Source organism: Citrobacter sp. (genome assembly GCF_050252275.1).
Taxonomy (GTDB): domain Bacteria; phylum Pseudomonadota; class Gammaproteobacteria; order Enterobacterales; family Enterobacteriaceae; genus Citrobacter_A; species Citrobacter_A amalonaticus.
Genome location: NZ_JBFWLF010000025.1, coordinates 1 through 25077 on the forward strand (window position 1 = coordinate 1; position 25077 = coordinate 25077).

The following is a 25077-nucleotide window of genomic DNA, read 5'->3' on the forward strand; positions in this document are numbered from 1 at the left end:
AAAAAGAGACCAAATGGTTGCATCAGGGGCTGGTCACCCAGTCGTTCAGCCTGAGCTTTACCCTGGCTGAAAATATGGAGGTGTCCGGTGCGACATTTACCAACGGGTTGTTGCATATCGATTTGACCCGTCATGTCCCGGAAGTGGTTGCTCCGCAACGTATCGCCATCAGCGAACGTCCCGCATTAAATAGCTAATTTAGCTCCTTGCCTTTGCCCCGCCAGAAATGACGGGGCTTTTTTGTGCGCGAAGATAACACCGGGTTTTAGGGTATGATGCCCTTACCAGAAGAAAGCATTCAGCAACGTCAGGTTACGATGAAGAAAAAAGGGGGAAGAAACGCCCATCATAAGGGTGCTTTACCGTTTCGGCAGCATGAGAATGTGCGCCATCTTGCATATATGCCTGAACGGTTCAGTCATAATCCATGTAAATTGAAATGTTATTCACAGGGAATAAAAAATGAGTGATATAGCATTGACGGTCAGCGTTCTGGCGTTGGTGGCGGTTGTCGGATTGTGGATCGGCAACATCAAGGTGCGGGGTGTCGGCTTTGGCATCGGCGGCGTGTTGTTCGGCGGCATTATCGTCGGCCACTTCGTTGATCAGGCTGGGGTGACGCTGAGCGGCGATATGCTGCACTTTATCCAGGAATTTGGCCTGATTCTGTTCGTCTACACCATTGGGATTCAGGTGGGGCCAGGGTTCTTCGCCTCTCTGCGGGTTTCTGGCCTGCGTCTCAATCTGTTTGCGATTCTGATCGTCATCATCGGCGGACTGGTTACCGCTATCCTGCATAAAGTGTTTGCTATTCCGCTGCCGGTGGTGCTGGGGATTTTCTCCGGTGCGGTCACCAATACTCCGGCGCTTGGGGCCGGACAACAAATCCTGCGCGATCTGGGTACGCCAATGGAGCTGGTGGACCAGATGGGGATGAGCTACGCGATGGCGTATCCGTTTGGGATTTGCGGTATTTTGCTGACCATGTGGCTGATGCGCATGATATTTCGCGTCAATGTGGAAGCGGAAGCGCAACAGCATGAATCGACGCTCACCAACGGTCACTCGCTGATTCAGACCATCAATATCCGCGTTGAGAACCCCAATCTCAACAATATGGCGATTCAGGATGTGCCGATCCTTAACAGCGATAAAATCATCTGCTCACGACTGAAGCGTGAAGAGACGCTGATGGTGCCGTCGCCGGGAACGGTGATTCAACTGGGTGATTTGCTGCACCTCGTTGGTCAGCCGGGCGATCTGCATAACGCACGACTGGTGATAGGTCAGGAGGTGGATACCTCTCTGTCGACCCGGGGCACCGATTTGCGCGTCGAACGCGTCGTGGTCACGAACGAAAAAGTGCTCGGCAAACGCATCCGCGATTTGCACTTTAAAGAGCGTTATGACGTGGTGATTTCTCGACTGAACCGTGCGGGCGTTGAACTGGTGGCCAGCAGCGATGCCAGCCTGCAATTTGGTGACATCCTTAATCTGGTGGGACGACCCGCCTCGATTGATGCTGTTGCCAATGTTGTCGGTAACGCCCAGCAAAAACTGCAGCAGGTGCAGATGCTGCCGGTGTTTATTGGCATCGGTCTGGGGGTGTTGCTGGGGTCTATTCCGCTCTTTATTCCCGGCTTTCCGGTGGCGTTAAAGCTGGGGCTGGCGGGCGGACCGCTGATTATGGCGCTGATTCTGGGGCGTATCGGCAGCATTGGTAAGCTGTACTGGTTTATGCCGCCAAGTGCGAACCTGGCGCTGCGTGAACTGGGGATTGTGCTGTTCCTGGCCGTGGTGGGGCTGAAATCAGGTGGTGATTTTATCGATACGCTGACGCAGGGCGATGGTCTGAGCTGGGTGGGCTACGGTATTTTTATTACTGCTATCCCGCTTATCACCGTCGGTTTACTGGCGCGTATTTTTGCCAAAATGAACTACCTGACGCTGTGCGGGATGCTGGCCGGTTCGATGACCGATCCACCGGCGCTGGCGTTTGCAAACAACCTGCATGCCACCAGCGGCGCGGCGGCGCTGTCGTATGCGACGGTGTATCCGTTGGTGATGTTCCTGCGGATTATCACGCCTCAACTGCTGGCGGTGATTTTCTGGGGATTAAGTTAGATCTGCTCATATCGACCGGCATCCATCGGGTTGCCGGTCAGCATCGTTCAACACATCACGCTTTCTTACTAACCCGTTGTGGCGTCCGGTTTTTCCACACCCAGGCGTTGAAAATGCTCGTAGCACGTCATTTTCAGCCAACAGGTGCACAATCGCCCATTTTAGCCGTGCGATAACGCCAGGGTTTTGCGGTGGCGGTGCTGCGTATTCATCGCCAGATGCTTGTGCCGATTCACCATGGAAGAAATGAAACTGGTTTCGCAAACGCTACATGCATCGACCTGAGTTACAGAGTTTATTAATGCTATTTATCCAGGTGCTCAGGTAATATTGCGCTTATTTCATGCGCACTTTTACGCATTCAGTAGGGGGTTAAATGAAGATTTCCCGCCTCGGAGAAGCCCCGGATTACCGCTTCTCACTGGCAAACGAGCGTACCTTTCTGGCGTGGATCCGCACCGCGCTGGGTTTCCTGGCCGCCGGCGTTGGGCTTGACCAACTGGCGCCGGACTTCGCCACGCCGGTGATCCGCGAGCTGTTGGCGCTGCTGCTCTGTTTGTTCGCTGGCGGTCTGGCGATTTACGGTTATCTGCGCTGGCTGCGCAATGAAAAGGCGATGCGGCTGAAAGAGGATTTGCCCTATACCCGAAGCCTGCTGATCATCAGTCTGATATTGACCATTGTGGCGATTGTGGTCATGGCGCTGGTGCTGTATGCCGGATAGCCGTAAGGCCCGTCGCCTGGCCGATCCGGGACTGCAGCCGGAGCGCACATCGCTGGCATGGTTTCGCACGCTGCTGGGCTACGGTGCGCTGATGGCGCTGGCGATAAAACATCACTGGCATCAGGCGGGATTCTTGTTCTGGGTCTCTATCGCGGTGCTGGCTATCGTGGTTGTGATCCTCTGGCGCTATACGCGCAAGCGTAATCTGATGGATGTCTCGCATATTGATTTTGTCCAGTCACGCGCGGTTCGTGACAAATTTATGATCTCCCTCGCGGTGTTATCTCTCGCAATACTGTTTGCTGTAACGCACGTTCGCCAACTTATCGTATTTCTCGGGAATTTAGCATGACAGGATGTCAGGTCATGGCCAAGCCGGCCAGTTCACGTTGTAACCTGGATTGTCGTTACTGCTTTTACATTGATAAACCCGCCCACCCGGTGATGGATGACATCACGTTATCGACGTTTATTCAGCAGCATATTGCCGCACAGCCAGGGCCAGATGTTCTGTTTGCCTGGCAGGGAGGAGAACCGACGCTCTGCGGTCTGGATTTTTTTCATCGTGTGGTGGCGTTGCAAAAGCAGTTCGGCGCGGGAAAGCAGATCCAGAATGCTTTTCAGACCAACGGTATTTTGCTCAATGACGCATGGTGTCGCTTTCTGCACGACAATAACTGGCTGGTGGGACTCTCACTGGACGGTCCTGCTGATTTGCATGATGCCTTTCGGGTCAGCCGTCGCGGCAATCCAACCCATCAAAAAGTGATGACTGCGCTGCAAAAACTGGTCGAATACCGCGTGGAGTTCAACCTGCTGGTGGTGGTGAATCGCCTCAACAGCAACCAGCCGGAACGGATGTATCACTATCTTCGCCAGCTAGGGACGCCTTTTTTACAGTTTATTCCGCTTGTTGAGCTGGATGAGCACAGCAGGCTGACGGCGGAATCGGTCGAATCACAGGCATGGGGGCAGTTTCTTAAATCGGTATTTGATATCTGGGTTCGGGAAGATATTGGCCGTGTGTATATTCAGCTCTTTGACTCGACGCTGGGCGTGTGGTGCGGCTATCCGTCGCAGATGTGCGCGCTAAGTCAGGACTGTGGTCACGCTTTCGCGCTGGAAGCAAATGGTGATTTGTATCAGTGCGATCATTATGTTTATCCGCAGTACCGGCTGGGTAACATTCATCACACGCCGCTGAAGGCGCTCAATGCCAGTCCGCAGGCGAAAGCTTTTGGGGAGCTGAAAAGAACCACGTTAAGCGCAGCGTGTCAGGCCTGTTCGCTGCTGCGCTTTTGTCATGGTGATTGCCCTAAACATCGGGATGAGAGCGGGAAAAGCATGCTGTGCGCCGGATACCGCGACTTTATCCGTCATAGCGCGCCGCACATGCGCGTGATGCGTGATCTGATCAGGCAGCATCGCTCACCGGCAGAGCTGATGGCGATGCTTCGTGCCGGGCGTTAGCGCCCTTTCGCCAGGTATTGCGCCATTTCTGCTTCTGGTACCATGCCGCCGCCCGTCGCCCAGACCAGGTGCGTTGCATTATTGAGCTGCTCAGCGCTAATCCCCTGCATTTGCTGATAGTCAGTGGATGCACAAACACGCTGAGGCCCGGCCATTCCCGCCAGCGCTGACGGTTCCAGACGGATGTTCTCTTCCTGTGCCAGCCAGCCCAGCATGTCATACATGGACTGATCGCTGAGGGTATATAACCCATCGAGCAGGCGTTCCATCGCTCTGCCGACAAAGCCCGATGCCCGCCCTACTGCCAGGCCGTCTGCCGCCGTCAGGTTATCGATACCGATCTCCTGCACGGAGATCGCATCATGCAGACCGGTATACACACCCAGCAGCATGCAAGGGGAATGCGTCGGTTCAGCAAAGAAGCAGTGTACGTTATCGCCAAATGCCAGTTTCAGACCAAACGCCACCCCGCCGGGGCCACCGCCCACGCCGCACGGCAGGTAAACAAATAATGGGTGATCGGCATCCACCACGCGGCCTTGCTGTTCGAATTGCGCTTTCAGACGCTGCCCCGCAACGGCATAGCCTAAAAACAACGTACGGGAGTTTTCATCGTCGATAAAGAAGCAGTTTGGATCGGACTCCGCCGCTTTACGGCCCTGTTCAACCGCCACGCCGTAATCTTCTTCGTATTCAACAACCGTGACGCCGTGGCTGCGCAGTTTGGCTTTCTTCCACGCCCGGGCATCCGCAGACATATGCACCGTGACGTTAAAGCCAATGCGGGCGCTCATAATGCCGATAGAAAGCCCCAGGTTGCCGGTTGACCCCACCGCGATGCTGAACTGGCTAAAGAAGGTTTTGAACTCCGGAGAAAGCAGAACGCTGTAATCCTCGTCTGGGGTCAGCATCCCGGCTTCCCGCGCCAGTTTTTCGGCGTGCGTCAGCACTTCATAAATGCCGCCGCGCGCTTTGATCGAGCCGGAAATGGGCAGATGGCTATCTTTTTTCAGCAGGATTTCGCCACTGATTTTTTGGCCGTACTGTTTTTCCAGACGCTGCTGCATGGCCGGAATGGCAACAACCTCAGATTCAATAATTCCCCCGCTCGCAGCGGTTTCCGGGAAGGCTTTGGCCAGATACGGCGCAAAGCGCGCCAGACGGGCGTGGGCACCCTTAACGTCTTGTTCCGACAGCCCTACATAGGGTAAACCTTCCGCCAGAGAGGTCGTTCCGGGATTGAACCAGGTCGTTTCTCGCAAAGCCACCAGATCCTCCACCAAAGGATACTGGGCGATGAGTTTTTGTATGTTTTCCATAGGACGTCTCTTTGCGCTTAGATGATAAAGGAAAGCAGGAATGTGCAAGCCAGTGCAATGACCGAGGCGATGAATGTCGCGGTCGTATAGTATTTGAACGTCTCATTCAGGGTGGCGCCGCAGTATTGCTTAACCAGCCAGAAGAGGGAGTCGGTGACGATCGTGCAGCCAATGGCACCGGAACCGATGGCAATGGCGATAATCTCCGGACTGACGTTGGGATAAAGCGGCAGCATCGGCGCGACAATCGCCGTGGCGCCCATCATCGCAACGGTGGCTGAACCGACTGCCGCGTGCAGAATCAGCGCCACCAGCCAGGCCAGCAGAATCGGGTGCATATCCATATTGGAAAGGATCACCGCCAGCGTGTCTGCCAGACCGCTGCTTTTGAGGATGGCGTTGAATGCCCCGCCCGCCCCGATAATCAGCAGAATATTGGCGATAGAACCAAAACCGTTTTCGGTATGGGTGAGCAGGGTGCTCATGCCGATATGCTGGCGCAGACCGAGGATGTAATACGCCACGAAGACGGCAATAAACATCGCGGTGATCGGGTTACCGATAAATTCCAGCAGGGTGTACAGCGTGCTGCCTTTGGTCATGTTCAGTTCAGCAACGGTTTTCACCAGCATTAAACCAATCGGTAGCAGGACGGTAAACAGCGTTGCGCCCAGCGACGGCAGCGTGTTTTCTTCGCGTACCTTGAGGTCTGCAAACTCAGCGGGAACCGGTTTGAACGGCAGGCGATTGCCGAGAAATTTCAGGAACAGCGGACCGCCGATCAGCGACGCCATCAGGCCAACCAACAGGCCGTAGACGATCACCGAACCAATATCCGCGCCCAGTTTATTGGCGACAAACAGCGCTGCCGGGTGCGGTGGTACGACGCAGTGAACGGCCATTAGCGCGGTACACAGCGGGATTGCCAGTTTCAGCAGCGAGGTGTTGGTTTTTTTCGCGATGGAGAACGCCAGCGGAATTAACAGTACCACGCCAACTTCAACGAACAGCGTGATCCCGCAAATCAGCCCCACCAGCACCATAATGACGTCAGCAGAGAGCCAGCGACAGCGCTGGAGCGTTAAGCCGATGCGTTCTGCTGCGCCGGAAACCTCCATCATTTTGCCGAGAATCGTACCCAGACCGATGACGGCGGCGAGAAAGCCCAGCGTACCCCCAATCCCGCTCTCAATGGCGTTGACCATATCCAGCGGCCCCATGCCCATCATGGTTCCCACAAAGAAACTGGCGAGCAGCAGTGCCAGGAACGGGTGGAATTTGAATTTCACGATGGTCAATACAATTAACACAATGCTAATTAGCAGCGTGCTCACAACCCAGATTTGAGAGTGCATATCTCACCTTGCCCTGTGATTAACCTGTCCCTATTGGACAAAAATTCGGCGTGGGCTGACAAACGATATAAATCCTCACTCACATGAATCAGATTGAATCAAAGAGGTGATTTACATCGAATATTCGCGCAATTTTGCGATATGGTTCACCCTCATTCATCTTTATGCTGATTTTTTCTGCGATTTTTTTTACACTTCGCCGGACTGAAGCTGAAGTCACCGAGGTATAAATGGAACCCCTTCGCGAAGTCAGAAACCATCTCCTCAATGGCTGGCAATTATCGAAACTGTACACGTTTGAAGTGGCCGCGCGACATCAGTCGTTTGCGATGGCCGCAGACGAACTGTCGCTGAGTCCCAGCGCAATCAGCCACCGCATTAACCAACTGGAAGAGGAGTTGGGGATCCAGCTTTTCGTCCGTTCGCACCGCAAAGTGGAACTTACCCATGAAGGTAAGCGGGTGTTCTGGGCGCTGAAATCGTCGCTGGATACGCTGAACCAGGAGATCCTCGATATCAAAAATCAGGAACTCTCCGGGACGTTGACCGTCTATTCTCGCCCGTCTATCGCGCAGTGCTGGCTGGTGCCTGCGCTGGGTGATTTTACCCGCCGCTATCCATCAATCTCGCTCACGATCTTAACCGGCAACGACAACGTAAACCTGCAGCGCGCCGGGGTCGATCTGGCACTCTACTTTGACGATGCGCCATCTGCCCAACTGGAACATCACTTTTTAATGGATGAAGCGATTCTCCCCGTTTGTAGCCCGGATTATGCCCGGCGTTTTGATTTAATGGGCTCGCTGGTGAATTTGCCGCACTGCACGCTGCTGCATGACCGTCAGGCCTGGAGCAATGATTCAGGAACCGATGAATGGCATAGTTGGGCACAACATTTTTCAGTGAATTTGCCGACATCGTCAGGAATTGGCTTCGATCGTTCTGATTTAGCGGTGATTGCCGCCATGAACCATATCGGCGTGGCGATGGGGCGTAAACGGTTGGTACAGAAGCGGCTCGAAAGCGGTGAACTGGTCGCCCCGTTTGGTGAGATGGCGTTGACCTGTCATCAGCATTACTACATGACGACGTTACCCGGCAGGCAATGGCCGAAAATAGACGCCTTTATCACCTGGCTGCGTGAGCAGGCGAAGCCGTTTTCCCAAAGCGAAACTGCTACGCGATAACTAAAAAAGCGTGCTAAATACGTGATAGCGCTTGCAACATTACTGAGGGTCATCGTGATTAAACCGCTCGTCTCGCTCTTCGTGTTGGTCAGTTTCGCCCTGGGGGCAGCGCAACCGCCGCTGACGGCGACACATTATGCGCAGCAGCTCGGTGTAGGGATGGACGTCGACTGGGCACGCACGGAACAGGGTATCCGGGAGTTTGACCCGCTGGTGGTGCGGGACTTCCACGCCAAAGGGATTACCCATGTACGCATTCGGGTGGCGGGAGAACCCACCGAGGCGCGGCTTATTCATTTGCGCAAGCTGGTGGAAGCCTGCGAGCAGTATGGCGTCATTCCGGTTATCGCCTACCAGGCCGACGAGTATAAAAATGATCCCAGTGCGAGCAACGAAAAAGAGGTGACCAACTGGTGGGTCGCAGTAGCGCACTATTTCGCTCACCGCGCGCCGCTGCTGGGGTTTGATCTGATTTACGAACCGGCCGGTAAGCTGAATCATAATCTGGCCTCCCTGAACCGGGTGTACGAAAAGACCATTCGCACTATCCATGCTATTGATCCGCAACGGATGATTTTTGTCGCGCCGCGTCTGCGTGCCGCGCCGGAAGAGCTGACGAATCTGCGCCTGCCGCCGCAAAGTCAGAACTATGTCCTGGCGGAATGGCATATCTTCCCGTGGGGACCGGTGAAAAATAACGGTAAATACCCCTGGACGTCGGGGACGGCGACAGAGAAAGCGGCGATTCGCGCGCGCATCGCTAGCGCGGTGCACTGGCAACAAAAAAGCGGGCATGTCAGCTGGGTTGGCGGTTGGGCCACGGGAGAAACCAGTAAGAATCCCCCGTCCTCTTCACAGCTGGCCTTTGCCACGTTTATGGCCTGCGAGTTGAAGAAAGCGAATATTCCCTATGCGATCAACGCCGATACGCAATTTTACGACGGGGAAGAGGGGGCATGGCGGCCCGCGCTCGAGCCGCTGTTACTGGCGATGATTGCGCCGGACTGCGAAACGCCCGGCCACACGGTCATTAAATCGCCTGCCCCTGGTGTGAAAAACGCGCCGCCAACGGCAGCCAGCACAGTAAAATTAGCAGCCCCATAAGCGTCATCAGCAGGCCGAGGCTGCCCTGCCCGGTTTGTGGCAGCATGGCGGAGAGCCACGCCAGTACGCCGGAGCCAATGTTTTGCAGGCCGCCTACCAGCGCACCTGCTGTACCGGCGAGGAACGGGAACGGCTCCATTGCGCCGCTGGTTGCCAGCGGGAACAGCATCCCGGCACCGAAGAAGAACAGCGCGGCGGGGATCAGCAGCGTCCAGACATTCATCACGCCAAACCAACCGGGGATCCACATCATCAGCCCGGCCAGCAGACAACTCACCACCGACTGCCACATTAGCGTGGAGAAGCGCTTATTCGGGCGACCGGCAAACCATGCGCCGAAAAACGCCGCCGGAATCGGCAGGATAAACAGGATGCTCACCACCATACTGCTCAGCCCTAACACCGCGCCCATCAGCACGCCTGAGCACGCTTCGAACACCGCGATCCCTGCCAGTCCGCCAATCAGCATCAGCAGATAGCAGTTAAACGCGCTGTGACCAAACAAGGTTTTATAGCTGGCAATCAGCCGCGTGCGCGGCGCGCCAGTAGGACGCGTTTCCGGCATCCAGCGCGCCATACTAAAGGTAACGCCTGCACAGAGCACAAGCAGGAAAACGTAACAGGCGCGCCAGTTCCACATCGTATCAAGCAGCCCACCTATCAGCGGTGCCAGCAGCGGGCTGACCAGAATGCCCATATTCAGCATGCTGTTGGCGTGGCGCAGCTGTGTGCCTTCGTACAAATCACGCGGCAAGGTTCGAGCCATTACCCCGCCAACGCCGGTCCCCATTCCCTGCAACGCACTGGCGGCGATCAGCACCGTCAGGCTGTGAGTCGTAATCGCGACCAGCGTGGCAAGCATAAAAATCGACATCCCGACGAGGATCACCGGGCGGCGTCCGACGCGGTCGGACAGCGGGCCATAAAACAGTTGCGATACGCCATAGGTCAGCAGATAAGCTGCCATCACGCTTTGCACGGCCCCTTCGCGAACGTTTAGCTCGCGTGCCATATCGGCAATGGCTGGGATATAAATGGTTTGTGCCATCTGACCCACAGCCACAAGTAATACCAACATCAACAACAAATTGACGTTTCTCTGCCTTTTCATTTCGCTGAATACTTTTCAAAAAGAGAAAAAATAAGAATAAGGTGCTACGCATTCCCATAAATGCGAGTGAAATCTACCACACTAAAAAAAGAAGGCCAGATGGTGAGCGGGAATGGAAAAGGAGTGAACGGCAGGATATGTAAACAAAAAGCGGCAACAAATGTTGCCGAGTTTGAGTTCTAGGACAGGCGTAACAGAATGGCGCCAGCGGCAATTCCGCCAGCAGCCACCAGGCGCAACCCCACCACTCGTTCCTTCAACAGCAGCCAGGCAATCAGCGCGCCGAACAGGATTGAGGTTTCACGCAGTGCAGCGACGACAGCCAGCGGCGCGAGAGTCATTGCCCAGAGTGCCAGTCCGTAAGAGCCCATGGTGGCAATGCCGCCAAAAATTCCCTTCTTCCAGTGCTGCGTCAGATAGCGCAATGCTTCACGACGACGGGCCATCATCGCCCATCCCAGCAGGCAGGAACCGTTCAAAAAGAAGGTCCAGAGCGTGTATCCCAGCGCGGTTTCCGAGAGCCTGACGCCGGTGCCGTCCACCAGCGTATATCCGGCGATGAAACAGGCGTTAATCAGGGCGAGCACAATACCTTGCTGCGAACGAGTCCGACCGTTAAAGGCCATGCCGAGGATGGCGGCGCAGATCACCGCGATACCCGTCCAGGCCAGGGCGGACAGGCTGTCGCCAAGAAAAAGTACGCTGATGATGGCCACCAGTAGCGGCGCCGTCCCGCGCATCAGCGGATAGGTCTGACTCATATCCGAAACGGTATACGTTCTGGCGACCAGTACGGTGTAGACCACCTGTAATGCGGTCGAGGCCGCTAAAAACGGGATGCTGGCGGTTGAGGGTTGTGGCGCAAAGGGCAGGCACAGGAGCGCCATAATGGCGGCGGAACCGCTGACGCTGATGGCGGCGTAGAGTTTGTCGTTCCCGGCTTTCACAATGGCGTTCCAGCTGGCGTGCAGCAGTGCGGCGAACAGCAAAATGCAGAAAACGGTAAGGGTCATAGCGCAGACGTCATCAGGGAATGTCATAAAAACGTAACATATCATCACCGCATAAGCATCTGCGATGTAAAAGGGGAGCGGTTGCCCGCTCCCCTTTAGTGCGACTTGAATCTGAATTACTTCAGGTATTTCAGAACAGCATCAAGCAGTTGCATGGCTGCAACAATGAGTTTCAGGATAAGAATAGCGATATCCACGAGGCTCATACGCGTCTCCTTTAGCAAAGGAGCACGGTGCTGACGTGCCTTTCCGCCGCCTGTTATCAGCACCTTTGTTGACATAACACAGTGTGCTCACCGGGGGGGTTAAGGCGCTGACGGCACCACCCGTTTCAGCCAGGACTTTGTTGCGCCGGTTTACGATGCGGCCCCACCTGACACACTGCGTACGGAGATATTATAGATAAATACTGTATGAATGAACAGGTATTTGTGGACAGTACCGAACTTCTGATCCATACTCAAAAGCGTCAAAATCCGTGCCGAAATTGCGTGTTCTTCGCAGAACGCGTATACTTTTGCTGTTGACATAACACAGTGTGCTTTGCGGCAACCAACCGCATCCCGCTGAAAAAACCTCGCTTCGGCGGGGTTTTTTGTTTTCAGGGGTTTTTATTAGCGAAACGTGATCGTCGACGCATTTTTACGCAGATGAAAATTTTTCCGTTGTCAGGTTATGAAAGCTGTGCTTGTATAAATCCTGTTAATCATTAAACAGACAAGGTCCCTAATGAACCCTTCCATGCTGACTGCGACCCTACTAAACACTGCGCCATCTCGCGCAGCGGTCGTCGTGCGTGTGGTGGTGGTCGTCGGCAATGCGCCGTAGGGTCCGGAACAACACACGATTCCAAAACCCCGCCGGCGCAAACCGGGCGGGGTTTTTCGTTTAAGAGACCTGTCCGGAGCGTCGGCCCAGAACAAAAGGACTGGAGCATGGCAAGTTCGGGCACAACATCAACATCTCAGCGTACGCGTTTTACGGGCGCTGAATTTATTGTTCATTTTCTGGAACGTCAGGGCATTAAGATTGTTACTGGCATTCCGGGCGGATCGATTCTTCCCGTCTATGACGCCTTAAGCCAGAGCACGCAAATCCGCCATATTCTGGCGCGCCACGAGCAGGGAGCGGGGTTCATTGCGCAGGGCATGGCGCGCACCGACGGCAAACCGGCGGTGTGCATGGCCTGTAGCGGGCCGGGCGCGACCAATCTGGTGACCGCCATTGCGGATGCGCGTCTGGATTCTATTCCGATGGTCTGTATCACCGGGCAGGTTCCGGCCTCCATGATCGGCACCGACGCCTTCCAGGAAGTGGACACCTACGGCATCTCTATCCCCATCACAAAACATAACTATCTGGTCAGACATATCGATGAACTCCCGCAGGTGATGAGCGACGCATTTCGTCTTGCTCAGTCCGGACGTCCTGGCCCGGTGTGGATAGACATACCTAAGGATATCCAGATGGCGGTCCTCGAGATTGACGAGATGCCAGAACCGGCACAGAAAATGGCGACGCCGGAATTCAGTGCAGACAGCATTCGTGACGCAGCCGCAATGATTAACGCTGCACAGCGCCCGGTGTTGTACCTCGGTGGTGGGGTGATTAATGCGCCACAGCGGGTGCGTGAACTGGCGGAAAAGGCGCAGTTGCCGACCACCATGACGTTGATGGCGCTGGGAATGCTGCCGAAAGCGCATCCGTTGTCGTTAGGCATGTTAGGGATGCACGGCGCACGCAGCACCAACTTCATCCTGCAAGAGGCGGATCTGCTGATCGTGCTGGGCGCGCGTTTTGATGACCGGGCGATAGGCAAAACCGAGCAGTTCTGCCCGAACGCCAAAATTATCCACGTCGATATCGACCGCGCGGAGTTGGGTAAAATCAAGCAGCCGCACATCGCGATTCAGGCGGATGTGGATGACGTGCTGGCGCAACTGATTCCACAAATTGAGGCGAAACCGCGCGCAGAGTGGCACCAGTTGGTCAGCGATTTGCAACGTGAATTTCCGTGTACCATTCCACAGGAAAGCGACCCACTCAGTCATTATGGTCTGATCAACGCCGTGGCGGCCTGTGTGGACGACAACGCGATTATCACTACCGACGTGGGCCAGCATCAGATGTGGGCGGCGCAGGCCTATCCGCTGAACCGTCCACGCCAGTGGCTGACCTCTGGCGGGCTGGGCACCATGGGATTTGGTCTGCCGGCGGCAATTGGCGCGGCGCTGGTGAACCCGGATAAGAAAGTGCTGTGCTTCTCCGGCGACGGCAGTCTGATGATGAACATTCAGGAGATGGCGACCGCCAGCGAAAACCAACTGGATGTGAAAATCATCCTGATGAATAACGAAGCGCTGGGGCTGGTGCATCAACAGCAGAGTCTGTTTTACAAGCAGGGCGTTTTTGCGGCGACCTATCCGGGAACCATCAACTTCATGCAGATTGCTGCCGGATTTGGTTTGCATACCTGCGATCTGAATAACGAAGTGGACCCGCAGGCGGCATTGCAGGAGATCATCAGTCGGCCGGGACCGGCGCTGATCCATGTCCGCATTGATGCGGAAGAAAAAGTGTATCCAATGGTACCGCCAGGCGCGGCAAATACAGAGATGGTGGGGGAATAAGCCATGCAGAAACAATCACATGAGAACGTCATTCTGGAACTCACCGTCCGCAACCACCCAGGCGTTATGACCCACGTTTGCGGACTCTTTGCCCGCCGTGCATTTAACGTCGAGGGCATCCTCTGTCTGCCGATTCAGAGTAGCGACCAGAGCCGCATCTGGCTTCTGGTCAACGACGATCAGCGTCTGGAGCAGATGATTAGCCAAATCGATAAGCTGGAAGATGTGGTGAAAGTGGTACGTAATCAGTCAGACCCGACGATGTTCAACAAAATTGCCGTGTTCTTTGAGTAAATTAATCGCCGTCTGAATCAGGGGTAATCACGTTGACAGAACCGTTCCGGCAGTGGGTGGCGTAATCTGCCGGTAACGGACGATCGCATATCAGGACATCAAAGGTGGAAAGCGGGCCGATGCTGGCGGGAGCGACCTCATCGAACAGGGCGTAACGCGTCAGTAAAATTTTACGTAGTCCGCGCTCCATCGCTTTACGCTTAGTGGCAAGGTCGTCCGGGTTAAACCAACTGACGCCGAAGTGCTCGTGTACGCCGCTGGCGGAGATAAAGACTTTCCGCGGATTCAGTGAATCCAGTGGTGACGGGTTATTGGCATCGTAGAACGCATCGCTCTTCGCCCGATAGGTTCCCCCGCAGAGGATCGCTGTGGCGTTGGGTTTTTCATTGAGCGCGATAAAAACCTGGTGCGAGTAGCAGATCCCGGTAAAGGTGATCTCGTCCGGGATCATGCTGATCACCAACGGCATCTCCGGACCATTATCAAAAAAGATCAGATCGTTTTCGCTCACCAGACCGGCCGCCAGGATCGCGACAGGCAAATCGTCGCGATGATGGGTTTTAACCGCAGGCAGCGGGGCGTGAGAGGACGCGGCAGGTTTATTCACCATGACGATATAGCCGCCGAGCAGCGTCAGGGGTAACGGTTCGTCATCCTGACTAAGGTCGCGGCGGATGGTCATCACGGAAACCTCCAGCATCCGCGCGGCGTCTTTCAGATGGATGCGGTCGGTCTTCTTCAACAGTTCCATCAGACGTCGAATACGTTCTTTTTGCTTGGTTTCCATTCACCTTCTCCGCGATTCATGTTGCGTATGTTCCATCAGTAACATTTTTGTGTCCACTGGAACATTATGTTGCTGCATTACTATACGTCCGGCAGGCAGGAATTAAAAGCGCGTTCGTTCGCGTTTCTTTGATTATAACTAGTTTAATTTCAGTTAATTGTAACTATTGATGGATGGGGAAGGGTGATTGCATGTGCATAATGCGCCTAATAAATAAACAGTGAAATGATCTTCCAATCGCGATCGTAGTCACAAATGATACGGAAGTAACATGATAATGTTATTTTAATATCATTGTTGTGTGATTGTTTCTGAGAGGTAGTAAAATGGATATCGCGGTTATTGGCTCTAACATGGTGGATCTCATCACCTACACCAATCAGATGCCCAAAGAAGGGGAAACCCTGGAAGCGCCAGCGTTTAAAATCGGCTGCGGTGGTAAAGGTGCGAATCAAGCTGTTGCTGCGGCGAAACTCAATTCGAAAGTGCTGATGCTGACCAAAGTCGGTGACGATATCTTTGCGGATAACACGATTCGCAATCTCGAATCTTGGGGCATCAACACCACCTATGTCGAAAAAGTCCCGTGCACCAGTAGCGGCGTGGCGCCGATTTTTGTGAATGCGAACTCCAGTAACAGCATTCTTATTATTAAAGGGGCGAACAAATTTCTCTCTCCGGAAGATATCGATCGCGCTGCGGAAGATTTAAAAAAATGTCAGCTTATTGTCTTGCAACTGGAAGTTCAGCTGGAGACGGTTTATCACGCTATTGAATTTGGCAAAAAGCATGGCATTGAAGTGTTATTAAATCCCGCTCCGGCATTGCGGGAATTAGATATGTCGTACGCCTGTAAATGTGATTTCTTTGTACCGAATGAAACCGAGCTGGAAATATTAACCGGCATGTCGGTGGACTCGTATGACCATATTCGTGCCGCCGCCCGCTCTCTGGTGGATAAAGGGTTAAACAATATTATTGTCACCATGGGCGAAAAAGGTGCGTTATGGATGACGCGTGACCAGGAAGTTCATGTTCCGGCGTTTCGCGTTAATGCTGTTGATACCAGTGGCGCAGGCGATGCTTTTATCGGTTGCTTTGCCCATTACTATGTCCAGAGCGGAGATGTCGAAGCCGCGATGAAGAAAGCCGTCCTTTTCGCTGCGTTTAGCGTTACCGGGAAAGGCACACAATCCTCTTATCCGAGTATCGAACAATTTAATGAATTTCTTACCCTAAACGAATAATACTCCTGCACTGTAAAAGGTAGCACTATGAACGATAAAAACATCATTCAGATGCCCGATGGATATCTGAATAAGACCCCTCTGTTCCAGTTTATTTTGTTATCCTGTTTATTCCCGTTATGGGGATGCGCAGCCGCATTAAATGATATTTTGATTACGCAATTCAAAAGCGTATTTTCACTCAGCAACTTTGCCTCAGCATTAGTTCAGAGCGCCTTTTATGGCGGTTATTTTTTAATTGCGATCCCGGCATCCCTGGTGATTAAAAAGACCAGTTATAAAGTAGCGATATTAATCGGCCTGACGCTGTATATCGTCGGCTGTACGCTCTTTTTCCCGGCCTCACACATGGCCACTTACACCATGTTCCTTGCGGCGATCTTCGCGATTGCCATTGGTCTGAGCTTCCTGGAAACCGCGGCGAACACCTACAGTTCGATGATCGGTCCAAAAGCCTACGCCACCTTACGGTTGAATATCAGTCAGACTTTCTATCCGATTGGCGCGGCGTCCGGCATTTTGCTGGGTAAATATCTGGTCTTTTCCGAAGGCGATAGTCTGGAAAAACAGATGGCGGGGATGAATGCCGAGCAGATCCATAACTTTAAAGTGTTGATGCTGGAAAACACCCTTGAGCCGTATAAGTACATGATTATGGTTCTGGTGGTGGTGATGGTACTGTTCCTGCTGACCCGCTTCCCGACCTGCAAAGTAGCGCAAACCGCCAACCATAAACGCCCGTCAGCGATGGACACATTGCGCTATCTGGCGAGCAATGCCCGTTTCCGCCGCGGTATTGTGGCGCAGTTTCTGTACGTGGGAATGCAGGTTGCCGTGTGGTCATTCACCATCCGTCTGGCGCTGGAGTTGGGCGATATCAACGAGCGTGATGCTTCTAACTTCATGGTCTATAGCTTTGCCTGCTTCTTTATCGGTAAGTTTATCGCCAATATCCTGATGACCCGCTTTAATCCGGAAAAGGTGTTGATTCTCTACTCCGTTATTGGCGCGCTGTTCCTTGCCTATGTTTCGCTTGCTCCGAGCTTTAGCGCGGTATACGTCGCGGTACTGGTGAGCATTCTGTTTGGACCTTGCTGGGCGACCATCTATGCCGGTACGCTGGATACGGTCGATAACGAACACACTGAAATGGCGGGTGCGGTGATTGTGATGGCCATCGTTGGCGCCGCCGTGGTTCCGGCGATTCAGGGTTATGTGGCGGATATGTTCCACTCGCTACAACTCTCGTTCCTCGTCTCCATGCTGTGCTTCGTTTACGTAGGGGTTTACTTCTGGCGTGAAAGCAAAGTGCGCAGCCTGGCTGAAGCGACTGCATCCTGAGGAGAACGATGATGACAACACGTATTACGCTGTGGCGGACGCTCTTTGGTGAACATCCTCAAGTCCTGCTGGAGAACTGTGATTTCACGGTCACTGCCTTTCGTTATGCCAGCGGTGTGGAAGGGCTGAAGGTGCAGAACAGTCGTGGTCATCTGGTGATTCTGCCCTGGATGGGGCAGATGATCTGGGATGCCCGGTTTGATGGTCACGATCTGACCATGCGCAACATGTTCCGCCAGCCGAAACCCGCAACGGAAGTCGTGGCGACCTATGGCTGTTTTGCCTTCCATTCCGGCCTGCTGGCCAATGGCTGCCCGTCGCCGGAAGATACGCACCCGTTGCACGGTGAAATGGCCTGCGCCGCGATGGACGAGGCTTGGCTGGAACTGGACGGCGACAGTCTGCGCGTGACCGGACGCTACGAGTATGTGATGGGATTCGGTCATCATTATCAGGCGCAGCCTGCGGTGGTGATGCATAAAGCGAGCGCGCTGTTTGATATTCAGATGGCCGTCACTAACCTCGCATCCGTCGCGATGCCGTTACAGTACATGTGCCACATGAACTATGCGTACGTACCGGAAGCCACTTTCAGCCAGAATATCCCGGATGAGGCGCTGCGGCTTCGCGAATCGGTCCCGGCGCATGTGAAACCCACCGCACAGTGGCTGGCGTTTAATCAGCGGATCTTACAAGGCGACGCGTCGCTGGCCGCGCTCAATGAACCTGACTTTTACGATCCGGAAATCGTCTTCTTTGCTGATAAACTGGACAGGTATACGGATAAACCCGAATTCCGCATGATCGCCCCGGATGGCACCTCGTTTGTCACCCGTTTCGCCAGTTCGGAACTCAACTACGTCACCCGCTGGATCCTGTATAACGGCGATCAGCAGGTCGCAGCATTCGCCCTGCCCGCCACCTGCCGTCCGGAAGGCTTTCTCGCCGCCCAGCGAAATGGCTCATTACTTGACGTGCCGCCGCAACAAACGCGGAGTTTTACGGTCACCACGGGTATCGCCTGATCGCTCAAGGCTTGAACAGCAACGCGCTTATCGTTAAGGTAAGCGCGTTTTTTTTACCCGCCAGGACAGAACCATGATTACCGTTGCCCTTATAGACGACCACCTTATCGTTCGCTCCGGCTTTGCCCAATTGCTTGGGCTGGAGGCCGATTTACAGGTGGTCGCCGAGTTTGGCTCGGGGCGTGAGGCGCTGGCGGGATTGCCGGGACGCGGTGTTCAGGTGTGTATTTGCGACATCTCGATGCCGGATATCTCCGGTCTGGAGCTGTTGAGCCAGTTGCCAAAAGGGATGGCGACCATCATGCTCTCGGTACACGACAGCCCGGCGCTGGTGGAACAGGCGCTGAACGCCGGGGCGCGCGGCTTTCTCTCCAAACGCTGCAGCCCGGATGAACTGATTGCCGCAGTACATACCGTGGCTACCGGCGGCTGTTATTTGACGCCAGAAATCGCCGTCAAACTGGCGGCTGGCCGCCAGGATCCGCTGACCCGGCGCGAGCGCCAGGTGGCGGAAAAACTGGCGCAGGGGATGGCGGTAAAAGAGATTGCTGTCGAGCTGGGGCTATCGCCGAAAACGGTGCACGTCCATCGCGCAAACCTGATGGAAAAACTGGGCGTCAGCAATGACGTTGAGCTGGCGCGGCGCATGTTTGACGGCTGGCAATGAAAACCCTGTTGTCACGGTTTATCACCGTTCTCGCCTGTTTTTTTATTTTCTCTGCCGCCTGGTTTTGTCTGTGGAGCATCAGCCTGCATCTGGTTGAGCGTCCGGAACTGGCGGTACTGCTGTTCCCGTTTGGTTTGCGCCTGGGGCTGATGCTGCAATGTCCACGCGGCTATTGGCCGGTATTGCTGGGCGCGGAATGGCTGCTGACCTTCTGGCTGGCGCAGGAAGTGGCGCTGGCGCATCTTCCCCTTTTGCTGATTGGCGGCCTGTTGACGCTGCTGCCCGTGGCGCTGATCTCCCGTTATCGCCATCAGCGTGACTGGCGAACGCTGCTGCTTCAGGGCGCGGCGTTGACGGCGGCAGCGCTGTTGCAGTCGCTGCCCTGGCTGGGACAGGGGGAGGAAGCGTGGAATGCGCTGCTGCTGACCCTGACCGGCGGACTGACGCTGGCACCGATCTGCCTGGTGTTCTGGCATTATCTGACCAGTACGACCTGGCTGCCGCTGGGTCCGGCGCTGGTGTCGCAACCGGTGAACTGGCGCGGTCGGCACCTGATCTGGTATCTGCTGCTGTTTAGCGTCAGTCTGTGGCTCCAGTTGGGATTACCCGCAGAGCTTTCGCGATTTACCCCCTTCTGTCTGGCGCTGCCGATTATTGCGCTGGCCTGGCATTACGGCTGGCAGGGGGCACTGATCGCAACCCTGATGAACGCTATCGCGCTGATTGCCAGCCAGACCTGGCACGATCACCCCGTAGATTTATTGCTCTCCCTGTTGGCGCAAAGCCTGACCGGACTGCTGCTTGGCGCGGGTATTCAGCGTCTGCGTGAGCTGAACCAGTCGCTGCAAAACGAACTGGCGCGTAATCACCGGCTGGCGGAGCGCCTGCTGGAAACGGAAGAGAGCGTACGCCGCGACGTGGCGCGTGAGTTGCACGATGATATCGGCCAGACCATCACCGCGATCCGTACTCAGGCCGGAATCGTGCAGCGGCTTGCGGTTGAAAACGGCGGCGTGAAGCAGAGCGGACAGCTTATCGAACAGTTGTCGCTGGGCGTCTATGATTCCGTGCGCCGCCTGCTGGGACGCCTGCGTCCGCGCCAGTTGGATGATTTAACGCTGGAACAGGCGATCCGCTCGCTGATGCGGGAAATGGAGCTGGAAAGTCGCGGCATCGTCAGCCATCTCGACTGGCGTATCGACGAGACGGCGCTCAGCGAGGGTTTGCGGGTGACGCTGTTTCGCGTCTGTCAGGAAGGGCTGAACAATATAGTGAAACATGCCAACGCCAGCGCGGTGACGCTGCAGGGCTGGCAGCAGGACGAGCGGCTGATGCTGGTGATTGAGGATGACGGCAGCGGTCTGCCGCCGGGCTCCGGTCAGCAGGGTTTTGGCCTGACCGGGATGCGCGAGCGCGTTACGGCGCTCGGCGGTTCGCTGACGATTTCCTGCACGCACGGTACGCGAGTCAGCGTCTCGCTACCCCTGCGTTACGTTTGAGGAGCGGCAATGCTAACCTTTTTTAACGCCCCGGCGAATGCGCCGCAGTTAACGGACAAGCGCGAGATCGACGATCTTTATCGCTACTGGCGTCGCCATATTCTGCTGACCATCTGGCTGGGCTACGCCCTGTTCTATTTCACGCGGAAAAGTTTTAACGCCGCCGTCCCGGACATTCTCGCCAACGGCGTGTTAACCCGCAGCGATATCGGCCTGCTGGCGACGCTGTTTTACATCACCTATGGCGTGTCGAAATTCGTTTCCGGCATCGTCAGCGATCGTTCTAACGCCCGCTATTTTATGGGGATAGGGCTGATTGCCACCGGCATCGTCAATATTCTGTTTGGTTTTTCCACTTCGCTCTGGGCGTTTGCCCTGCTGTGGGCGCTGAACGCTTTCTTCCAGGGATGGGGCGCGCCGGTGTGCGCACGTCTGCTGACAGCATGGTATTCGCGCAACGAGCGCGGCGGCTGGTGGGCTATCTGGAATACCGCCCACAACGTTGGCGGTGCGTTGATTCCGATCGTCATGGCTGCTGCGGCACTGCATTATGGCTGGCGTGCCGGGATGATGATGGCCGGAATGCTGGCGATCGTCGTCGGAATTTTTCTTTGCTGGCGACTGCGCGACCGTCCCCAGGCCGTGGGGCTGCCACCGGTGGGCGACTGGCAGCACGATGCCCTGGAAATTGCTCAGCAACAAGAGGGCGCGGGACTGACCCGTAAAGAGATCCTCACGAAATACGTGCTGCTCAACCCTTATATCTGGCTGCTATCACTCTGTTATGTGCTGGTGTACGTGGTGCGCGCCGCCATCAACGACTGGGGCAATCTGTATATGTCCGAGACGCTGGGCGTCGATCTGGTGTCCGCCAACATGGCGGTGACGATGTTCGAGCTGGGCGGATTTATCGGCGCGCTGGTGGCGGGCTGGGGGTCGGACAAACTGTTCAACGGCAATCGTGGGCCGATGAACCTGATTTTTGCCGCCGGAATTTTGCTTTCGGTGGGTTCACTGTGGCTGATGCCGTTTGCCAGTTATGTAATGCAGGCGGCCTGCTTCTTCACCACCGGATTCTTTGTCTTTGGCCCGCAGATGCTGATCGGTATGGCGGCGGCGGAGTGTTCGCACAAAGAGGCGGCAGGGGCAGCTACCGGGTTTGTTGGGCTGTTTGCTTATCTCGGTGCATCGCTTTCCGGCTGGCCGCTGGCGCAGGTACTGGAAACCTGGCACTGGACCGGTTTCTTCGTGGTCATCGCTATCGCTGCCGGGATCTCCGCCCTGCTGTTACTGCCATTCCTCAACGCCCAGGCTCCACGTGAGGCCAGCGAAGCGTGATGCAGTTCACTTTTTTACCGCGAGTGGGGCAAAACTAAGAAATTTTCCCGGTTTCGCCTGGACGCTGTCTCAGGCATGTCCCCTGACTGATTTTTACAATGCCTGCCATTCGCAGGTATAAAAATTAGCCCGGGAGTGTCCTATGCTGGCTTTTCTAAACCAGGTGCGTAAACCGACCCTGGATCTGCCGCTCGATGTGCGGCGCAAGATGTGGTTCAAACCGTTCATGCAGTCTTATCTGGTGGTCTTCATCGGCTACCTGACTATGTATTTGATCCGAAAGAACTTTAACATAGCCCAGAACGATATGATTTCCACCTACGGGTTGAGCATGACGCAACTGGGGATGATTGGTCTGGGGTTCTCCATCACCTACGGCGTAGGTAAAACGCTGGTTTCCTATTATGCGGACGGCAAAAACACCAAGCAGTTCCTGCCGTTTATGCTGATCCTCTCTGCAATTTGTATGCTCGGCTTCAGCGCCAGCATGGGAACGGGTTCCGTAAGCCTGTTCCTGATGATCGCCTTCTATGCCCTGAGTGGTTTCTTCCAGAGCACCGGCGGCTCGTGCAGCTATTCCACTATCACCAAATGGACGCCTCGCCGTAAGCGCGGCACTTTCCTCGGCTTCTGGAATATCTCTCATAACCTTGGCGGCGCAGGTGCGGCAGGCGTGGCGCTGTTCGGTGCGAACGTGCTGTTCGACGGACACGTGATTGGGATGTTTATCTTCCCGTCGATTATCGCTCTGATTGTTGGCTTTATCGGTCTGCGCTTTGGTAGCGACTCGCCGGAATCGTATGGTCTCGGTAAAGCTGAAGAACTGTTCGGCGAAGAGATCAGTGAAGAGGATAAAGAGACCGAAGAAAATGACATGACCAAATGGCAGATCTTCGTTGAATACGTGCTGAAAAACAAAGTGATCTGGCTGCTCTGTTTCTCGAACATCTTCCTGTACGTGGTGCGTATCGGCATCGATCAGTGGTCTACCGTGTACGCTTTCCAGGAGCTGAAACTGTCCAAAGAGGTGGCAATTCAGGGCTTTACCTTGTTTGAGGTGGGGGCGCTGGTCGGTACGCTGCTTTGGGGTTGGCTCTCGGATCTGGCGAACGGTCGCCGTGCGCTGGTGGCCTGCGTGGCGCTGGCGCTGATCATCGCGACGCTTGGCGTGTACCAACATGCCAGCAACCAGTATGTCTATCTCGCGTCACTGTTTGCGCTCGGCTTCCTGGTGTTTGGCCCGCAACTGTTGATTGGCGTGGCGGCGGTGGGTTTTGTTCCGAAAAAAGCCATTGGTGCGGCGGACGGTATCAAGGGTACCTTTGCGTACTTGATCGGCGATAGCTTTGCCAAGTTAGGTCTGGGGATGATTGCCGACGGTACGCCAGTGTTTGGTTTGACAGGCTGGGCGGGTACCTTCGCTGCGCTGGACGCCGCCGCTATCGGCTGTATCTGCCTGATGGCGATGGTTGCGGTTATGGAAGAGCGCAAAATACGCCGGGAAAGAAAAATTCAGCAGTTAAGAACCGCTTAAGTGTGTAATTGGTAACATTTTGCCCAGCCTGCGCGCTGGGCTTTTTTCCTCCCGCCTAAACGTTTTCCGAATCCGGGCAATATTGCTCTCCCCTCGCAGTTTTCCCCCGTGATGCCAGCTTAAGGTAATCCTTCTGATTTATATGCAAAAAGGGTTTAAGCATGAGTGGAAAACCGGCGGCGCGTCAGGGCGACGGCACCATGAAGGGTGGCCCGATAATCCAGGGCTCTGCGGGTGTGATGATTGGCGCCCCCACCGGTGTGGCCTGTTCGGTCTGCCCTGGGGGCATGACTTCCGGTAATCCAGTCAACCCGTTGCTGGGTGCAAAGGTGCTGCCCGGCGAAACCGATTTCGCCCTGCCCGGTCCGTTACCGTTTGTGCTCTCGAGGACTTACAACAGCTACCGGACGAAAACGCCTGCACCGGTGGGTATTTTTGGCCCCGGCTGGAAAGCCCCTTTCGACATCCGCTTACAGCTTCGCAATGAGGAACTGATACTCAACGACAATGGCGGACGCAGTATTCACTTTGAACTCCTGCTGCCGGGCGAAACCGCCTTCAGCCGCAGCGAACGCTTCTGGCTCGCCCGTGGTGGCGTGCCGGTGCTGCATGAAAGCAATCCGCTGCACATACTCTGGCAGTCGTTGCCGGAAGACATCCGCACCAGTCCACATGTCTATCTGGCGACAAGCAGCGCACAGGGGCCGTGGTGGATACTCGGCTGGTCTGAGCGCGTACCGGGAGCGGATGAGGCGCTGCCCGCCCCGCTGCCGCCGTACCGGGTGCTGACCGGGCTGGCTGACCGTTTCGGGCGCACACAAACCTTTCACCGGGACGCCGACGGGGAATTTGCCGGGAATATTACGGTTGTCACCGACGGCGCAGGCCGCCGCTTCCGGCTGGTGCTGACCACGCAGGCGCAGCGGGCGGAGGCGGCGCGTAAACAGGCGGTCTCCTCCGGCGTCAGGGCGCCGGAATACCCGCAGACGATGCCGGTCTCCGGCTACGGCGCAGACCGCGGTATTCGTCTTGAGGCCGTGTGGCTGACCCACGACCCGGAATACCCGGAAAATCTTCCCGTACTGCCACTGGTGCGCTATGCGTACACCCCGCGCGGCGAGCTGTCGGCGGTGTATGACCGCAGCGATACGCCGGTGCGGGGTTTCATTTACGATGATAAACACCCGGGGCGCATGACGGCGCACCAGTACGCCGGACAGCCCCGGACCACCTACCGCTATGATGCCGCCGGCCGTGTGGTGGAGCAGCATAACCCGGCCGGGCTGAGCTACACGTATGAGTATGAGA

At 55.4% G+C, this 25077-nt stretch carries 24 protein-coding genes; 18 read left to right on the forward strand and 6 right to left on the reverse strand.

Annotation, left to right across the window (positions count from 1 at the left end; genetic code table 11):
* The 5 genes from AB7E14_RS03705 to AB7E14_RS03725 all read left to right on the forward strand — a co-directional run.
* On the forward strand, positions 1 to 197 hold a 197-nt coding region (locus AB7E14_RS03705), incomplete at its 5' end, for an Hsp20 family protein (RefSeq protein WP_428169330.1).
* Between the two features lie 265 nt (positions 198 to 462).
* Positions 463 to 2124: a putative transporter gene (locus AB7E14_RS03710; RefSeq protein WP_042998721.1), complete on the forward strand. Its 1662-nt coding sequence runs from the start codon at positions 463 to 465 to the stop codon at positions 2122 to 2124.
* 376 nt (positions 2125 to 2500) lie between these two features.
* Positions 2501 to 2848: a YidH family protein gene (locus AB7E14_RS03715; RefSeq protein ID WP_042998720.1), complete on the forward strand. Its 348-nt coding sequence runs from the start codon at positions 2501 to 2503 to the stop codon at positions 2846 to 2848.
* Positions 2838 to 3200, forward strand: a complete 363-nt coding sequence (locus AB7E14_RS03720) for a DUF202 domain-containing protein (RefSeq protein WP_058587347.1) — start codon at positions 2838 to 2840, stop codon at positions 3198 to 3200. Before AB7E14_RS03715 ends, AB7E14_RS03720 begins: the two co-directional genes overlap by 11 nt.
* Entirely contained in the window at positions 3197 to 4318 is a 1122-nt protein-coding gene (locus AB7E14_RS03725; RefSeq protein ID WP_316962874.1) for an anaerobic sulfatase maturase, read from the forward strand. The genes AB7E14_RS03720 and AB7E14_RS03725 overlap by 4 nt, the downstream gene beginning before the upstream one ends.
* Here the strand turns inward: AB7E14_RS03725 and dsdA are convergent.
* Both dsdA and dsdX read right to left on the reverse strand, forming a co-directional pair.
* Positions 4315 to 5637 carry a D-serine ammonia-lyase gene (gene dsdA, locus AB7E14_RS03730; protein ID WP_316962875.1) on the reverse strand — a complete coding sequence of 441 codons (1323 nt, stop codon included), beginning with the start codon at positions 5635 to 5637 and terminating at the stop codon, positions 4315 to 4317. The two genes, AB7E14_RS03725 and dsdA, sit on opposite strands and share 4 nt — an antisense overlap.
* A 17-nt stretch (positions 5638 to 5654) precedes the next feature.
* Positions 5655 to 6992, reverse strand: coding sequence for a D-serine transporter DsdX (gene dsdX, locus AB7E14_RS03735; RefSeq protein ID WP_316962876.1), 1338 nt, complete (start codon positions 6990 to 6992; stop codon positions 5655 to 5657).
* Positions 6993 to 7222: 230 nt separating this feature from the next.
* On the opposite strand from dsdX, the gene dsdC reads away from it, so the two are divergent.
* Complete coding sequence (dsdC, locus tag AB7E14_RS03740) at positions 7223 to 8179, forward strand: DNA-binding transcriptional regulator DsdC (RefSeq protein WP_044268112.1); 957 nt, start codon at positions 7223 to 7225, stop codon at positions 8177 to 8179.
* 54 nt (positions 8180 to 8233) lie between these two features.
* Complete coding sequence (locus AB7E14_RS03745) at positions 8234 to 9283, forward strand: cellulase family glycosylhydrolase (protein ID WP_316962877.1); 1050 nt, start codon at positions 8234 to 8236, stop codon at positions 9281 to 9283.
* On the opposite strand, the gene emrD is transcribed toward AB7E14_RS03745, so the two are convergent.
* The 3 genes from emrD to tisB form a co-directional block, all read right to left on the reverse strand.
* Entirely contained in the window at positions 9210 to 10394 is a 1185-nt protein-coding gene (emrD, locus tag AB7E14_RS03750; protein WP_042998713.1) for a multidrug efflux MFS transporter EmrD, read from the reverse strand. The two genes, AB7E14_RS03745 and emrD, sit on opposite strands and share 74 nt — an antisense overlap.
* A gap of 179 nt (positions 10395 to 10573) precedes the next feature.
* Entirely contained in the window at positions 10574 to 11407 is an 834-nt protein-coding gene (locus AB7E14_RS03755; protein ID WP_044326834.1) for a DMT family transporter, read from the reverse strand.
* A gap of 116 nt (positions 11408 to 11523) precedes the next feature.
* The gene (gene tisB, locus AB7E14_RS03760) at positions 11524 to 11613 is read right to left on the reverse strand and encodes a type I toxin-antitoxin system toxin TisB (RefSeq protein WP_042323479.1); all 90 of its coding nucleotides are present in this window, start codon (positions 11611 to 11613) and stop codon (positions 11524 to 11526) included.
* 523 nt (positions 11614 to 12136) lie between these two features.
* Between tisB and ivbL the strand changes: the two genes are divergently transcribed.
* From ivbL to ilvN, 3 genes are all read left to right on the forward strand, one after another.
* Positions 12137 to 12235 (forward strand): ilvB operon leader peptide IvbL, encoded by a 99-nt coding sequence (gene ivbL / locus AB7E14_RS03765; RefSeq protein ID WP_042998711.1) that lies wholly within the window; start codon positions 12137 to 12139, stop codon positions 12233 to 12235.
* 107 nt (positions 12236 to 12342) lie between these two features.
* Positions 12343 to 14037, forward strand: a complete 1695-nt coding sequence (gene ilvB, locus AB7E14_RS03770; RefSeq protein ID WP_316962878.1) for an acetolactate synthase large subunit — start codon at positions 12343 to 12345, stop codon at positions 14035 to 14037.
* A 3-nt stretch (positions 14038 to 14040) separates the two neighbouring features.
* Positions 14041 to 14331, forward strand: a complete 291-nt coding sequence (gene ilvN / locus AB7E14_RS03775; RefSeq protein ID WP_042998709.1) for an acetolactate synthase small subunit — start codon at positions 14041 to 14043, stop codon at positions 14329 to 14331.
* A gap of 1 nt (position 14332) precedes the next feature.
* Here ilvN and AB7E14_RS03780 read toward each other — a convergent pair whose 3' ends face one another.
* On the reverse strand, positions 14333 to 15118 hold the full coding sequence (locus AB7E14_RS03780) for a DeoR family transcriptional regulator (protein ID WP_042998708.1): 786 nt from the start codon (positions 15116 to 15118) through the stop codon (positions 14333 to 14335).
* A 326-nt stretch (positions 15119 to 15444) separates the two neighbouring features.
* On the opposite strand from AB7E14_RS03780, the gene rbsK reads away from it, so the two are divergent.
* The 8 genes from rbsK to AB7E14_RS03820 form a co-directional block, all read left to right on the forward strand.
* Positions 15445 to 16365, forward strand: a complete 921-nt coding sequence (rbsK, locus tag AB7E14_RS03785; RefSeq protein ID WP_042998707.1) for a ribokinase — start codon at positions 15445 to 15447, stop codon at positions 16363 to 16365.
* A 27-nt stretch (positions 16366 to 16392) separates the two neighbouring features.
* Positions 16393 to 17706 carry an L-fucose:H+ symporter permease gene (fucP, locus tag AB7E14_RS03790; RefSeq protein WP_044268103.1) on the forward strand — a complete coding sequence of 438 codons (1314 nt, stop codon included), beginning with the start codon at positions 16393 to 16395 and terminating at the stop codon, positions 17704 to 17706.
* Positions 17707 to 17717: 11 nt separating this feature from the next.
* A complete protein-coding gene (locus AB7E14_RS03795; RefSeq protein WP_428169332.1) occupies positions 17718 to 18731 on the forward strand; it encodes an aldose 1-epimerase family protein in 1014 nt (337 codons plus the stop codon).
* A gap of 73 nt (positions 18732 to 18804) precedes the next feature.
* A complete protein-coding gene (uhpA, locus tag AB7E14_RS03800) occupies positions 18805 to 19398 on the forward strand; it encodes a transcriptional regulator UhpA (RefSeq protein ID WP_042998704.1) in 594 nt (197 codons plus the stop codon).
* Positions 19395 to 20897, forward strand: a complete 1503-nt coding sequence (gene uhpB, locus AB7E14_RS03805) for a signal transduction histidine-protein kinase/phosphatase UhpB (RefSeq protein WP_042998703.1) — start codon at positions 19395 to 19397, stop codon at positions 20895 to 20897. Before uhpA ends, uhpB begins: the two co-directional genes overlap by 4 nt.
* A gap of 9 nt (positions 20898 to 20906) precedes the next feature.
* Entirely contained in the window at positions 20907 to 22235 is a 1329-nt protein-coding gene (locus AB7E14_RS03810; RefSeq protein WP_044326829.1) for an MFS transporter, read from the forward strand.
* Positions 22236 to 22377: 142 nt separating this feature from the next.
* Entirely contained in the window at positions 22378 to 23769 is a 1392-nt protein-coding gene (gene uhpT, locus AB7E14_RS03815; protein ID WP_042998701.1) for a hexose-6-phosphate:phosphate antiporter, read from the forward strand.
* 161 nt (positions 23770 to 23930) lie between these two features.
* On the forward strand, positions 23931 to 25077 hold a 1147-nt coding region (locus AB7E14_RS03820), incomplete at its 3' end, for a DUF6531 domain-containing protein (protein WP_428169331.1).